8 protein-coding genes are annotated in these 14,741 nt (G+C 70.3%); 5 read left to right on the top strand and 3 right to left on the bottom strand.

Features of this window, described 5'->3' with window-relative positions:
• Positions 1 to 63 precede the first annotated feature (63 nt).
• The 3 genes from E4T13_RS24270 to E4T13_RS24280 all read left to right on the top strand — a co-directional run bounded on the left by E4T13_RS24270 (position 64) and on the right by E4T13_RS24280 (position 10,083).
• On the top strand, positions 64 to 1,587 hold the full coding sequence (locus E4T13_RS24270) for a calcium-binding protein (RefSeq protein ID WP_170985208.1): 1,524 nt from the start codon (positions 64 to 66) through the stop codon (positions 1,585 to 1,587).
• A gap of 91 nt (positions 1,588 to 1,678) precedes the next feature.
• On the top strand, positions 1,679 to 6,076 hold the full coding sequence (locus E4T13_RS24275; RefSeq protein WP_170985209.1) for a calcium-binding protein: 4,398 nt from the start codon (positions 1,679 to 1,681) through the stop codon (positions 6,074 to 6,076).
• An 86-nt stretch (positions 6,077 to 6,162) separates the two neighbouring features.
• Positions 6,163 to 10,083 (top strand): hypothetical protein, encoded by a 3,921-nt coding sequence (locus E4T13_RS24280; RefSeq protein ID WP_137180910.1) that lies wholly within the window; start codon positions 6,163 to 6,165, stop codon positions 10,081 to 10,083.
• A 12-nt stretch (positions 10,084 to 10,095) separates the two neighbouring features.
• On the opposite strand, the gene E4T13_RS24285 is transcribed toward E4T13_RS24280, so the two are convergent.
• Both E4T13_RS24285 and E4T13_RS24290 read right to left on the bottom strand, forming a co-directional pair.
• Positions 10,096 to 10,485: a Zn-ribbon domain-containing OB-fold protein gene (locus E4T13_RS24285; RefSeq protein ID WP_137180911.1), complete on the bottom strand. Its 390-nt coding sequence runs from the start codon at positions 10,483 to 10,485 to the stop codon at positions 10,096 to 10,098.
• Positions 10,485 to 11,657 (bottom strand): thiolase domain-containing protein, encoded by a 1,173-nt coding sequence (locus tag E4T13_RS24290; protein ID WP_137180912.1) that lies wholly within the window; start codon positions 11,655 to 11,657, stop codon positions 10,485 to 10,487. The genes E4T13_RS24285 and E4T13_RS24290 overlap by 1 nt, the downstream gene beginning before the upstream one ends.
• A 102-nt stretch (positions 11,658 to 11,759) precedes the next feature.
• Between E4T13_RS24290 and hmgA the strand changes: the two genes are divergently transcribed.
• Both hmgA and fahA read left to right on the top strand, forming a co-directional pair.
• Positions 11,760 to 13,091 (top strand): homogentisate 1,2-dioxygenase, encoded by a 1,332-nt coding sequence (gene hmgA / locus E4T13_RS24295; protein WP_137180913.1) that lies wholly within the window; start codon positions 11,760 to 11,762, stop codon positions 13,089 to 13,091.
• A gap of 5 nt (positions 13,092 to 13,096) precedes the next feature.
• Positions 13,097 to 14,404: a fumarylacetoacetase gene (fahA, locus tag E4T13_RS24300; RefSeq protein ID WP_137180914.1), complete on the top strand. Its 1,308-nt coding sequence runs from the start codon at positions 13,097 to 13,099 to the stop codon at positions 14,402 to 14,404.
• Positions 14,405 to 14,462: 58 nt separating this feature from the next.
• Here fahA and E4T13_RS24305 read toward each other — a convergent pair whose 3' ends face one another.
• Positions 14,463 to 14,699 carry a DUF3072 domain-containing protein gene (locus E4T13_RS24305; RefSeq protein ID WP_137180915.1) on the bottom strand — a complete coding sequence of 79 codons (237 nt, stop codon included), beginning with the start codon at positions 14,697 to 14,699 and terminating at the stop codon, positions 14,463 to 14,465.
• Between the last annotated feature and the right edge of the window lie 42 nt (positions 14,700 to 14,741).

Raw genomic sequence — 14,741 nt, forward strand, 5'->3', positions numbered from 1 at the left:
TCTTCGGCCGGCGGCGCTTCGCAATGCGCTTCCGCGGACTTGCACTGAATGCAAGATCCCGGCATGCATACCGAATACGGAACTTTAGGGCTGCCGGTGCCGACCATCTACGGAACGCCGGGCAACGACACCATCACCCCGGGCTTCGTGTCTGAGGGCGTCTCCGCCCGCCCCGCCAGCTCCAGCAGGGACAGCATCGCCGCCGGGGACGGCAACGATTCAGTCCGCGGCGACTTTCCCGACACGCTGGATGGCGGCCCGGGGGCCGACACGCTCGGCGGCGGCTTCGGAGGGCCGACAACCAAGCTCGGTGGCGAGGGTGACGACTACATCTTCCTCACATCGCCGCTCGACCGAATCGATGGCGGCCCTGGCAACGACACGCTCGACCTGAGCTTCGCGACCGGCAATCCCGTCGTGTTCCTCAGCCCGGTATTCTGGGTCAGCGACAGCGATCGGATCACCGGGATCGAGGCGGTGTTCGGCAGCCGGTCCGATGACAAGGTCAGCGGCGATGCCGGTCCCAACCTCCTGATCGGCCTGTCGGGTGCCGACTCGCTCCGTGGCGACCTGGGTGACGACACGATCGATGGCGGACCGGGCGACGACACGCTGCGCGGCAATGCCGGCAACAACTGGCTGGACGGCGGCGGCGAAGACGACCTGATCCTCGGCGGGCCGGACCGCGACACCCAGTTCGGCGGCAGCGGCGCCGATACGCTCTTCGGCACGGATGGCGACGACGCGCTGTACGGCGGCACGGAGCATGACAACCTGTCCGGCGGCGACGGCAACGACCTGCTGGATGGCGGTAGCGGCGCCGATACGCTGGACGGCGGAGCGGGCGCGGATGTCTTCGTCGTGGACGATGCACGGGATGTGGTGCTGGACGCACCCGACGCGCCGGGCCATGTCCTCGCCTCCGTCAGCTGGCGCATGGCCGGGCACATCGCCAGCCTGACACTCGTCGGCCCGCTAGCGCGCGACGGCGTCGGCAACGGGGCGGGCAACCGCATCCTGGGAAACGACTTCGCGAATGTCCTGTGGGGGCGGGGCGGCGCGGACACGCTGGACGGCGGCCGGGGCGCCGACCTGCTGCGCGGCGGCGAGGGCGATGACCGCCTCGTCGGCGGCGGCGGCAAGGACAGCCTGCATGGCGACGCGGGCGCGGACACGTTGGAAGGCGGTGGCTCGCTCGACATGCTGAGCGGCGGCGCGGGCGACGACCTGCTGATCGGCGGCGGCGGCGCGGACGCGCTGCTCGGCGGCAGCGGCGCCGACCGCTTCGTGCTGCATGTCATCGCGGACCCGCTGCACGCCGACCGCATCCGGGACTTCGACAGGATGGCCGGCGACCGCATCACGCTGCTCGGAACCGGGCTCGCGGCCGGCGCGCTGGACCCGGCGGCCTTCGCTGCCAACACCTCCGGGCTCGCCACGACCGCGGCGCATCGCGTGATCTACGAGACCGATGCCGGCCGTCTGTGGTTCGACGCGGACGGCAACGACGCCACCATCGCCCGCGTGCTTGTCGCCAGCCTGACCGGCGCCCCCTCGGTCTCGGCAGCGGACATCCTGCCGGGTTGATCCGCGGTCCCTGCGCGGCCGGAACCTTCCGCCCCTTGCGCGCAAGCCCTGCCGGGCGGACCCTGGGCCGAGACGACCAGGAATGGCCACCATGGCGACCCTCATCGGCACCGTCGGCAACGATACGATCACCACACTCCTAAACAGTGCCGGCGGCGCCCTGGCCACCGCGGGCAATGACAGCCTGGCAGGCGATCCCGATTTCGTATCGTCGGGCAACGACTCGCTCGATGGCGGCGGCGGCAACGACACCCTGGACGGCCGGCTCGGCAACGACACGCTGCGCGGCGGCGCCGGGAACGACCAGCTCTACGGCTACGACGGCAACGACGTGCTGATCGCCAGCGGCCAGGACAGCCTGTTCGGCGAAGGCGGCGACGACAGCTTCGACCTGAACGGCGTCACCAGCCTGGCCGGCATGGTCCTGCAGGGCGGTCTCGGCAATGACGGCGTGGACCTGCCGCAGGCCACGCTGCTGCTCGGCACCACCCTGCCTTTCCAGGACATCGAGACGCTCGACACCTACCTGACGCTGTTCATCGGAACCTCGGGCAACGACCTGTACGATTTCCGGCCGTTCATCCGCTTCTCGCCGACCTTCAACGCATCGTCCGAGATCCGGCTGCTGAGCGCGGGCGCGGGCGCCGACACGGTCTATGCGGGCGACGAGGACCTGATCGAGCTGGTGAACCAGAACCCGCCCGACCAGTACTACAACAACATCCTCGGCGAGGCCGGCAACGACCTGCTGGTCGGCGGCGCGAGCTTCGACGTGCTCGACGGCGGCGCCGACAACGACACGCTGCAGGGCTTCGGCGCGGCGGACACGCTGTCCGGTGGCGCAGGCGCCGACAGCCTCGACGGCGGCGGCGGCAACGACAGCCTGAGCGGCGACAGCGCCAACGATACGCTCCGCGGCGGCGAGGGCGCCGACACGATCAACCCGGGCGGCGGCGGCTACAGCGCCATGGGCGAGGGCGGCGACGACTACATCTTCGCGGTCAACGGCAGCGACAACGCCGATGGCGGCACCGGCAACGACACGATCGACACCACCTCCTACAGCGGCCCTTACGCGGTCGACCTCGTCACCGGCCTGACCAATTTCGGCGCCGAGCTCTTCGTCAACTTCGAAGCGGTGTTCTCCGGCACCGGCAACGACACGCTGACCGGCAACGGGCTCGCCAACCTGCTGCGCGGCAATGACGGCGCGGACAGCCTCTCCGGCGCCGGCGCCGGCGACACGCTGCTCGGCGAGGCCGGCAACGACACGCTCGATGGCGGCGACGGCAACGACCGGCTCGATGGCGGCTTCGACAGCGACCTGCTGCTCGGCGGCGCCAACAACGACAGCCTGATCGGCAATGGCGGCAACGACAGCGCCGATGGCGGCGAGGGCGCGGACAGCCTGACGGGCGGCATCGGCAACGACACGCTGGCCGGCAACGCCGGCGGCGACACGCTCGATGGCGGCGACGACGCCGACATGCTGCGCGGCTTCGGTGGCACCACGCTGCCCGGCGCGGTGGACGGCAACGACTTCCTGACGGGCGGGACGGGCAACGATTCCCTGTTCGGCGATGACGGCGCCGATACGCTGCGCGGCGGCTTCGACAACGACCTCCTCAACCCCGGCAGCGGCGTGGACGCGCTGTTCGGCGACTCAGGCGATGACGGCTTCGACCTGAACGCGGTCACCGACCTGGCCGGCGACACGATCCACGGCGGCGCCGGCTTCGACAGTGCCGACCTGCTGGAAGGCACAGTGCAGCTCGGCACCACCCTGCCCTTCGTGGAGATGGAACTGCTCGACCTCTGGCTGACGGTGCTCCAGGGCACCGGCGGCAACGACAGCTACGATTTCCGCGGGCTGCAGACCTATGCGCCGGGCTTCGGCATCCCCGTGCCCATCCAGCTCAATGCCGGCGAGGGCGCCGATACGGTCTGGACGACGGATTTCGACATCGGCGGCAACCGCCATGCCATCGACGGCCAGGGCGGCGACGACGTGCTGATCGGCGGCAGCCGCGGCGATTCGCTGCAGGGCGGTGCAGGCGCGGACAGCCTCACCGGCGGCGGCAGCGACGACCAGCTCTTCGGCGGGGCCGACGCCGACACGCTGCGCGGCGGGACCGGCGCGAACACGCTGCACGGCGACGCCGGCAATGACGTGCTGTTCGCGGAGAGCGCAAACGACTCGCTCTCCGGCGGGGCGGATGATGATCACTTCGATTTCGGTTTCCTGTTCGACCTGCGCTTCATCCGGATCGATGGGGGCACCGGATTCGACACGGCTGCGTTCCTTGGCGCAGTCATCAATCTGCCGTCGACGCTGCCCTTCCTCGGCGTCGAGCGCCTTGGCTTCGTGGGCGCAGTCACCCTGCAGGGAACCACTGGCAACGATCTCTACGATTTCCGCGGCACGGAGATTCAGCCCAGCAACCTGCCGCACGCAGTGATCGTCGGGGGGGGCAACGACACGATCTACGCCGACTCGGACGGTGCGCTGCGCCTGGATGGCGGTGCGGGCACGGATCTCCTGGTCGGCAGCACGGTCGACGATGTGCTTGCGGGCGATGACGAGAACGACACGCTCGATGGGGGCGGCGGGAACGACCTGCTGGGCGGCGGCACAGGGGCCGACAGCATGGCCGGCGGCGCCGGCGATGATCGCTACTCCGTGGACTCCGCCGGGGACACCGTGCTGGAGGAAGCCGGCGGCGGTGCCGACACGATCGAGGCAACGGTCACGATTGCCGCGCTCGCCGCGGAGGTGGAGGACCTGCTCTTCCGCACCGATGCCGCCGTCGACGGCACCGGAAACGGCCTCGACAACCGCATCACCGGCGGCGGCGGCAACAACCATCTGCGCGGCGAGGGTGGCGCGGATACGGTGGATGGCGCCGGCGGCGTGGACACGCTGGAAGGCGGCGACGGCAACGACCTCCTGCTCGGCGGCGGCGACTTCGACAGCCTGCTCGGCGGCGAGGGCAACGACACGCTGCGCGGCGACAATTTCGATGCCGGCCCGAATGCCGGTCAGTTCAACTTCGACATCCTCTTCGGCCAGGGCGGCGACGACAGCATCGAGGGCGGCCCCGACATCGACCAGCTCGATGGCGGCGCCGGCAACGACACCATCGCGGGCGGCAGCGGCAATGATTCCATCAACGGCATCGATGGCGACGATTTCCTCCGCGGCTTCAGCGACGCCACGCTGCCGGGCGCGGCGGACGGCAATGATTCGATCACCGGCGGCATCGGCAACGACACGCTGCTCGGCGAGGACGGCGCCGACACGCTCGATGGCGGCAGCGGCGCGGACAGCCTGGTGGGCGGTGCCGGCGCGGACAGCCTCTTCGGCGGCACCGATGCGGACACGCTGCAGGGCGATGCCGGCGACACCGTGGATGGCGGCGCCGGCGCGGATGTCTATCTCTACGCCGCCGGCCTGACCTTCAGCGACAGCGGTGCGGATGGCGCCCGTGACCTGCTGCGCACGACGCTTTCGCTCACCGAATTGCCGGACACGATCGAGGACCTGTTGCTGCTCGGCGCGCTGCGGCTTGGCGTCGGCAACGGGCTGGACAACGTCATCACCGGCAACGCCGCCGCGAACCTGCTGGATGGCGGCGCCGGCAATGACAGCCTGCTGGGCCTCGACGGCCACGACGTGCTGGATGGCGGCGCAGGCGCGGACACGCTGGATGGCGGCGGCGGCAACGACGTGATGGTGGGCGGCGCGGGGCGCGACGTGTTCTTCGTGGACAGCCTGCGCGACGTGGTGGTGGACGAGGCGGACGCGCCGGGCCTGGTGATCTCCTCGGTCAACTGGCGCCTGGTGGAGGATCTGGCGGATCTGACGCTGGCCGGGCCGCTGGCCCGCGTCGGCTGGGGCAGTTCGATCGGCAACCGCATCCTCGGCAACGAGGCGGCCAACATCCTGTACGGGCTGAACGGCGCGGATACGCTGGATGGCGGCGGCGCGGCGGACAACCTGCGCGGCGGCAACCAGAATGATCAGCTCCTCGGCGGCGCCGGCAACGACACGCTGCAGGGCGATGGCGGCGCGGACACGCTGGAAGGCGGCGCCGATGGCGACCTGCTGAATGGCGGCGCGGGCGCCGACCTGCTGATCGGCGGCGCGGGCGCGGATGCGCTGCTCGGCGGCGGCGGCGCCGACCGCTTCGTGCTCGAATTCACCGCCGACCCGCTGCAATCCGACCGCATCGCCGATTTCGTCAGCCTCGCCGGCGACCGGCTGACGCTGCTCGGGACGGGTCTGGCTGCCGGCGCATTGGACGCTGCGGCCTTCACCACGAACACGTCAGGCCTGGCGACCAGCGCTGCGCATCGGGTGATCTACGAGACGGATGCCGGCCGGCTGTGGTTCGACGCGGATGGCAACGGCGCGGGCTTCGCGCGCGAACTGGTCGCCAACCTCACCGGCGCGCCGAGTGTCGCCGCCACGGACATCCTGATCGGCTGAACGCGTCGCGCGAAGATCCCGACGCCTCTTGAAACGGCCGGCGGAACGAAGAAATCTGCCGCGGAGCGAAACGACAGGTCGGTCCCATGGCGAACATCATCGGCACCCCGGGCGCGGACACCGTCACCGCGGCGCAGACCGTGGCCGGCCAGCCCTTCCCCACCGAGACGGGCGATCGCATCGATGTGGGCGGGGGGAATGATTCGGTCGTTGCGCTCGGCGGCGCCGACACGATCGAGGGCCGCGATGGCGCCGACACGCTCTATGGCGGCGGCGGGAACGACCTGATCCGCGGCGGCGCGGAGGCCGACCAGCTTCTCGGCGTGGGTGGCGACGACACGCTGGAAGGCGGCGGCGGCGGCGACCTGCTGGCGGGCGGCGACGGCAACGACGTGGTCAGCTACGCCGGCGCCGCCGCCGGTGTCGTGGCCTCGTTCAGCGCGCCGGGCACCAACACCGGCGATGCGGCGGGCGACCTCTATGCCAGTGTCGAGAACCTGCTGGGCAGCGCCTCCGCCGACACGCTGGTGGGCGACGCCGCCGACAACCTGATCCAGGGCGGGAACGGCAACGACCGGCTGGTCGGCATTGCCGGCGCCGACACGCTGGAGGGTGGCGACGGCGCCGACACGCTGCTGGAAGGCGATCAATCCAGCCTGCTTCTGGGCGGCAAGGGCACGGACAGCCTGTTCAGCGGGGATGGCGACGACACGCTGGACGGCGGCGAAGGCGCGGACACGCTCAACGGCGGCAGCGGCAACGACTGGGCGAGCTATGCCTCGGCAAGCTTCAGCCTGTTCCTCTCGCTGGCGAACCCCGCGGTGAATGACGGGGACGGCAAGGGCGATGTCTATGTCGGCATCGAGAACCTGCGGGGCACCGGCTTCCGGGACACGCTGGCGGGCGACACGCAGGCGAATGTGATCGAAGGCGGCGCCGGCAACGATTCGATCGCGGGCGGCGACAACGCCGACACGCTGGATGGCGGCAGTGGGCAGGACACGCTGCTCGGCGAGGCCGGCGCCGACCGGCTACTGGGCGGCGATGGCGCCGACAGCCTGGTCGGCGGCGGAGATGGCGACACGCTCGATGGCGGCGGCGATGCGGACCGGCTGGATGGCAGCGAAGGCGCGGACAGCCTGGTCGGCGGCGCCGCCAACGACACGCTGCAGGGCGGGCTGAACAACGACACGCTCGAAGGCGGCGACGGCGCCGATTCGCTGGTCGGCAACGACTCCGGCCAGGTCGGCGACGACAGCATGATGGGTGGGGACGGCGCCGACACGCTCGTCTCCTCCGGCGCCTCGACGCTGCTGGGCGGCGCGGATGACGACCGCCTCGTGCTCCAGAACGCCGCTGGCGTGGCGTTGGGCGAGGCGGGCGCGGACACCATCCTCGGCGCGAACAACGCCGACAGCATCGACGGCGGCACGGGGGCCGACAGCATCCTGGCGCTGTCCGGCGCCGACACCGTCGATGGCGGCGCGGACAACGACACCATCGACGGCGGATTCGGCGATGACCGCCTCGGTGGCGGCCCGGGCGACGACCGGATTTCCGCGGGTGACGGCGCGGACAGCCTCTCGGGCGGCGACGGCGCCGATACCCTGTTCGGCGGCCCTGGCGAGCAGACGCTGAGCGGCGGCAACGACGACGACCTGCTCGCGCCCTTCGGCACCGGCTTCGGCCCGGGCGGCGCCCCCGCCTTTCCGCTGGTGATCGGCGGCGGCGGACGCGACACGCTGACCCTCGCCTTCAGCACCGGTGCGTTCATGCAGGGCGGGAAGACCTATACCGTCGTGCAGCGGCAGGCCGACCTCATACACCTTGGCGCTTTCGTCCTCGGGGTGGCGCCGGGCGACCCCGTCGCGCAGACCCGCACCATCGCGCTGATCTCGGTCACGCCTGGTTCGCAGTTCGGCTCCATCACCAATCTGGATGGCAGCACGCTGCCGGACTGGCTGCGCGGCGACGGCAACACGAACCGGCTCTCCGGCTCATCGGACAACGACACGCTGATCGGCCTGGGCGGTGCCGACACGCTGGATGGCGGCGCCGGCGACGACCTTGCGGACTACAGCGGCGCGCCCACCGGTGTCGTCGTGTCGCTGATCCAGCCCGGCATCAACACCGGCCATGCGGCGGGCGACATCCACATCTCCGTGGAGATGCTGACGGGCAGCGCGCAGGGCGACACGCTGATCGGCGACGACGCCGCCAACACGCTGGACGGCGGCGCCGGCGACGATTCCATGGAAGGGCGCGCCGGCGACGACTTTCTCGACGGCGCCGAGGGCGCGGACACGCTGCGCAGCAACTCCGATGGCGATGCGGTGGAGGGTGGCGACGGCGACGACCTGCTCCTCGTCGACGGCACCGTCAACACGGACATGCCGATGGGCCTCGACCGGCTCTATGGCGGCGACGGCATCGACACGCTCTCCCTCGCCGAGGCGCCGCTGCAGTTCATCGTCAGCGGCGCGTTCCAGGACATCGAGGGTTGGTATGTCAGCCTGGCCGAAGCGGTCTATGGCCAGATGCAGGACGAGTTCTACCAGCTCGGCGAGCTCGACGTCGATGACGAGACCGGGCTCAGCAGGATCGAGAACGTCATCGGCAGCAGCCTGCCCGATGCCCTGATCGGGGATGACGGCGACAACCGCCTGGAAGGCGGCGCCGCGGACGACACGCTCGACGGATGGGCCGGCGACGACACGCTGCAGGGCGGCGCCGGCGCCGATCTGCTGTCCGGCGACGACGGCGTGGACAGCGCCGCCTATGCCGATGCTGCGGCGGGCGTCGTCGCCTTGCTGGACACACCCGAGCAGAACACCGGCGATGCCGCGGGCGACAGCTACGACAGCATCGAGAACCTGTCGGGATCGACCCATGCCGACACGCTGCGCGGCGATGCCGGCGCGAATCTCATCCAGGGAATGGGCGGCGACGACAGCCTGGAAGCCGGCAGCGGCGATACGCTGGATGGCGGCGCGGGCGCGGACACCTATCTCTACGTCGCCGGCGCGCTGATCCTCGACAGCGGCAGCGACGGTGCCATCGACACGCTGCGCACCGCGACCGGCCTGGTCGAGCTGCAGGGGACGATCGAGAACCTGGTGCTGCTCGGCACGCTGCGGCACGGCACCGGCAATGCGCTGGACAACTACATCACCGGCAACGGTGCGGCGAACATCCTGGATGGCGGCGATGGCGCCGACACGCTGGATGGCGGCACGGGCAACGACGTGATGGTGGGCGGCGCGGGGCGCGACGTGTTCTTCGTGGACAGCCTGCGCGACGTGGTGGTGGACGAGGCGGACGCGCCGGGCCATGTCATCGCCTCCGTCAACTGGCGCCTGGTGGAGGACCTGGCCGACCTGACGCTGGTCGGGCCGCTGGCGCGCGTCGGCTGGGGCAGTTCCATCGGCAACCGCATGCTGGGCAACGAGGCGGCGAACATCCTCTACGGGCTGAACGGCGCGGACACGCTGGATGGCGGCGGCGCGGCGGACAATCTGCGCGGCGGCAACCAGAATGATCAGCTCCTCGGCGGCGCCGGGAACGACACGCTGCAGGGCGATGGCGGCGCCGACACGCTGGAAGGCGGCGCCGATGGCGACCTGCTGAATGGCGGCGCGGGCGCCGACCTGCTGGTCGGCGGCGCGGGCGCGGATGCGCTGCTCGGCGGCGGCGGCGCCGACCGCTTCGTGCTGGAATTCACCGCCGACCCGCTGCAATCCGACCGCATCGCCGACTTCGTCAGCCTGGCCGGCGACCGCATCACGCTGCTCGGCACCGGTCTTGCAGCCGGCGCGCTGGACGCGGCCGCCTTCACGACGAACACCTCGGGCCTCGCCACCGCCGCGGCGCACCGCCTGATCTACGAGACGGATGCCGGCCGCATCTGGTTCGACGCCGATGGCACCGGCACGGACTTCGCGCGCGTGCTGGTCGCCAACCTCACCGGCGCGCCGTCCGTCGCCGCCACGGACATCCTGATCGGCTGAGCGCGCCCGCGCTCAGCCCGGCGTGAACATCGGCACCGGCGGACCGTCCGCGGTCGGCACGAACTCCACGCGCAGCGCCATGCCGATGCGCACATCCTCCGGCGCCACCTGCACCAGGTTGGTGAAGATGCGCGGGCCTTCCGCAAGCTCCACCATGGCGGGGATGTACGGCTCCCTCGTGCGCATCACGGTGTAGCTGTACAGCACGCCGCGCCCGCCGGATTCCACCAGCTCAACATTGGTGGACAGGGTGAAGGGCGAGACGCCGCGCGGCGGGAAGAAGTGCCTTCCGGTGTCGTTGCAGAGGCCCAGCATCAGCCGCCCCTCGCGTGCCGCGTGCCAGAAGGATTCCGTGGTGGGATCGGGGATCGGCGCCTGGATCGGGCGTTCGTCGTAGCGCATCACAGCCTCTCCAGGATGAGCGTCGCGCTGCCGTGCCGGTGGCCGAGCAGCCCGCCCGTGCCATGCGCCAGCGCCAGCGCACAATCCTTCACCTGCACGGCCGGATGCGCCTCCCCGCGCAACTGCCGCACCGCCTCGATCACCTTGGTCATGCCGCCGCGATTGGCGGGATGGTTGTTGCAGAGTCCGCCGCCATCGGTGTTGAAGGGCAGCCTGCCGACGCCGCTGATCAGGTTGCCGTCCGCCACGAATCTTCCGCCGTCGCCCTTGGCGCAGAAGCCGAGGTCCTCGATCTGGATCAGCACGGTGATGGTGAAGCTGTCATAGATCGAGGCGTATCGGATGTCGGCCGGCGCCACACCGGCTTCCTCGAAGGCGCGCGCACCGGAGAAGCGTGCGCCGGAGAAGGTCAGGTCGTTGTAGCCGCCGGCATGGTGCTTCACCGCCTCGCCGGTGCCGCGGATCGAGACGACGGGGCGCTTCAGGCCGCGCGCGATCTCGGGCCGCGTCACCACCAGCGCGCCGCCGCCATCGCTGATCACGCAGCAGTCGAGGCGATGCAGCGGGTCCGCGACCATCGGCGAATTCACCACCTCCTCCACCGTCACCACCTTCTTCAGCATGGCGTGCGGATTGTGCTGCGCGTGGTGGCTGGCGGCCACCTTGATCCAGGCAAGCTGTTCGCTGGTGGTGCCGAATTCGTGCATGTGCCGCATGGCGCACAGCGCATAGGCGCCGGCGACGGTGCGGCCCATCGGCGCCTCGAACTGGTCGTCGGGGATCGCCGGGTTCTGCGGGCGCGCGGCGGTGCCGGTTGCCTGGCCCTCGCTGCGCGGCCGCCCCGCCAGCGTGATCAGCGCGACGTTGCAGCGGCCGAGCGCGATCGCCGCCGCGGCATGCGCGACATGCGCCAGGTAGGAACTGCCGCCGATATCGGTGCTGTCCACATGGCTGAGGCGATCGAGGCCAAGATATTCCGCCATCGAAAGCGGCCCCATGCCCGGCGCGTCGCCGGCGCAGAAATACCCGTCCACGTCGTCCTTCGTCAGCCCCGCATCCTGCAGCGCGCCCCAGGCGACTTCGGCGTGCAGTTGCGCGACGGATTTGTCCTCCGCCTTGCGGGTCGGGTGTTCGAAGGCGCCGACGATGCAGGCGCTGCCGCGTAGGCTCATGCCGGGCTTCCCCCTCTTGTCGGGCGCAGACTGGCCCCGCCGCCCGGCATTGGGCAAGCCGGCCCCGGCTGCGCTATATCCGGGCGAAAGAGGAGGCCAGCCATGGATGTCACCCCCCCGCAGGGCCTGATCGCCAGCACCGCCGGCTACATGTCCGGCTTCGGCAACAGCTTCGAGACGGAGGCGCTGCCGGGCGCGCTGCCGATCGGGCGCAACTCCCCGCAGCGCTGCGCCTATGGGCTCTATGCCGAGCAGTTGAGCGGCTCGCCCTTCACCGCGCCGCGCGCCAGCAACCAGCGGTCCTGGCTCTACCGCATCCGCCCGACGGTCGCGCATATCGGCCGCTTCCGGAAGCACGCCCTGCCCTTCTGGGTCAGCGCGCCGGATACGGTGGAGAACGAATTGCCAATCCAGCCGCTGCGCTGGGATCCGATCCCGCTGCCGGACCAGGCGCTGACTTTCCTGACGGGCATGCGCACGATCACCACGGCCGGCGATGCCACGACCCAGACGGGGATGGCCGCGCATATTGCGCTGGTCACCGCCAGCATGACTGACGAGACCTTCTGGAACGCGGATGCGGAGATGCTGGTCGCGCCCCAATCCGGCGCGATGACCTTCCGCACCGAATTCGGCGTGATCGAGGCGGCACCCGGCGAGATCGCGGTGATCCCGCGCGGCACGAAGTTCCGCGTGGAGGTCGGCGCGCCCGCGCGCGCCTATGTCTGCGAGAACTACGGCGGCGCCTTCACCCTGCCGGAGCGCGGGCCGATCGGCGCCAACTGCATGGCGAACCAGCGCGACTTCCTCTCGCCCGTCGCGTCCTATGAGGATGTGGAAGGCGCGCATCGCGTGACCGTGAAATGGGGCGGCGTGTTCTGGACCTGCGAGATCGGCCACTCGCCACTGGATGTCGTCGCCTGGCACGGCAACTACGCACCGTACAAATACGACCTGCGCCGCTATTCACCAGTGGGGCCGATCCTGTTCGACCACGCCGATCCCTCGATCTTCACCTGCCTGACCGCGCCATCCGAGACGCCGGGCACGGCCAACATCGACTTCGTGCTGTTCCCCGAGCGCTGGATGGTGGCGGAGAACACCTTCCGCCCGCCCTGGTACCACATGAACCTGATGAGCGAATTCATGGGCCTGATCTATGGCCAGTACGACGCGAAGCCGCAGGGCTTCGTGCCCGGCGGCTTTTCGCTGCACAACTGCATGCTGCCGCACGGCCCTGACGCCGAGGCCTTCGAGAAGGCGTCCACGGTGGACCTCGCGCCGCACAAGCTGACCAACACGATGGCGTTCATGTTCGAGACGCGGCTGCCGCAGCGCGTGACGGCCTATGCCGCGACGCTGCCGCAACTGCAGAAAGGCTACCTCGACTGCTGGTCGGGCCTGGCCAAGAAATTTGATCCGACGAGGCGGTGAGCGCGATGACTGACGCCACGCATGATCCGAAGCGGCGCAGCTTCGTCGCCAGCGCCAACGGCCATCCCGATTTCCCGATCCAGAACCTGCCCTTCGGCCTCTTCTCGACCGAGGAGGACGAGCCCGAACGACTGGGCATCGCCATCGGCGACAGCATCCTCGACCTGGAAGGCGTGCTGGAGGCCGGGCTGTTCTCCGAGGAGGTCGGGGACGCCATCGACGATGGCAGCTTCATCGAGGGCTGGAACCACGTGCTCTCGCTCGGCCCCGCGCTCCGCATGGCTTTGCGGCGGGAGGTCTCCGACCTGCTGGCGGAAGGCTCCGCACACCGCGCGGCGCTGCAGGATCTGCTGCACGCCGCGAAGGATTGCACGCTGCACGTGCCGATGCAGATCGGCGACTACACGGATTTCTACGCGGGCATCCGGCACGCCACGAATGTCGGCGCGCTGTTCCGCCCCGACAATCCGCTGCTGCCGAACTACAAGCATGTGCCCATCGGCTATCACGGCCGCGCCAGCTCCGTGGTGCCGAGCGGCACCCCGCTGCGCCGCCCGAACGGCCAGCGCAAGCCGGCGAGCGAAAGCGAGCCCAGCTTCGGCCCCAGCCGCAACCTGGATTACGAGCTGGAACTCGGCATCTGGATCGGCGGCGGCAATGCGCTCGGGGCGCCGATCCGGATCGGAAACGCCGCGGATCACATCGCCGGCTATTGCCTGCTGAACGACTGGTCCGCGCGCGACATCCAGGGCTGGGAATACCAGCCGCTCGGCCCGTTCCTGGCGAAGAATTTCGGCACGACGGTCAGCCCCTGGATCGTCACACCCGAAGCCCTCGCCCCCTTCCGCATCCCGCAGCCGAAGCGGCCAGAGGGCGATCCGAAGCCGATGCCCTATCTGTGGGACGAGGCCGACCAGGCCGGCGGCGCGCTGGGGCTGGAGCTGGAGGTGTTCCTGCTCACGCCGGGCCTGCGCGAGAAGAAGCTGGCGCCGCATCGCCTGTCGCAGGGCGAGGCGAGCGGCCTCTACTGGACGCCGGCGCAGCTTGTCGCGCACCACACCTGCGGCGGCTGCAACCTGCGCAGCGGCGACCTGCTGGGAACCGGCACGATCTCCACGGCGGAGGGCTTCGGCTCGCTGCTGGAGATCACGCGCGGCGGCAAGCAGCCGCTGACGCTCGCCAGCGGCGAGACGCGCCGCTTCCTCGAGGATGGCGACGAGGTTCTTCTGACCGCGCGCGCGCGGCGCGAGGGGTTCGTCGGGATCGGCTTCGGGGAATGCCGGGGGGTGATCCTGCCGGCGGTGTCGTCTTGAGCCGGTCGCGCCACCACTCGGCTTCGCTGCGCGGGAGAGGGAGAGCGCAACGCGCGCGCTATGCGGCGCCCCGGCCGGTTTTCGCCTGCAGCTCGTCGATGCGACGCGACGCATCGGCCTTGGTGAGTTCGGCGTCGAACTCTTCGCCGGCTTCCTCCGACAAGGTCTTGAGGTAGGAAGCCTGGGCGCCGGTCATCTTCTCGTCGCCCGTCGTCCAGTCCTCGGGGTCCTTGATGGTGTTCGAGCCGGGCTCAGGATCGGTCTTCGGGTTCGGAGCGTGTTGATGGTCGGCCATGCGGTCCTCCTGGGCTACGCCCGGAGAAACGCCGCCGAGCGG

Source organism: Roseomonas sp. AR75 (assembly GCF_005222815.1).
Classification (GTDB): domain Bacteria; phylum Pseudomonadota; class Alphaproteobacteria; order Acetobacterales; family Acetobacteraceae; genus Falsiroseomonas.

What these genes read in the sequence shown, in the direction of transcription:
- E4T13_RS24285 (WP_137180911.1), bottom strand. Translation starts at nt 10,485, where the DNA reads ATGCGCTACGACGAACGCCCGATCCAGGCGCCGATCCCCGATCCCACC.
- E4T13_RS24290 (WP_137180912.1), bottom strand. Translation starts at nt 11,657, where the DNA reads ATGAGCCTACGCGGCAGCGCCTGCATCGTCGGCGCCTTCGAACACCCG.
- E4T13_RS24275 (WP_170985209.1), top strand. Translation starts at nt 1,679, where the DNA reads ATGGCGACCCTCATCGGCACCGTCGGCAACGATACGATCACCACACTC.
- E4T13_RS24280 (WP_137180910.1), top strand. Translation starts at nt 6,163, where the DNA reads ATGGCGAACATCATCGGCACCCCGGGCGCGGACACCGTCACCGCGGCG.
- E4T13_RS24305 (WP_137180915.1), bottom strand. Translation starts at nt 14,699, where the DNA reads ATGGCCGACCATCAACACGCTCCGAACCCGAAGACCGATCCTGAGCCC.
- hmgA (WP_137180913.1), top strand. Translation starts at nt 11,760, where the DNA reads ATGGATGTCACCCCCCCGCAGGGCCTGATCGCCAGCACCGCCGGCTAC.
- E4T13_RS24270 (WP_170985208.1), top strand. Translation starts at nt 64, where the DNA reads ATGCATACCGAATACGGAACTTTAGGGCTGCCGGTGCCGACCATCTAC.
- fahA (WP_137180914.1), top strand. Translation starts at nt 13,097, where the DNA reads ATGACTGACGCCACGCATGATCCGAAGCGGCGCAGCTTCGTCGCCAGC.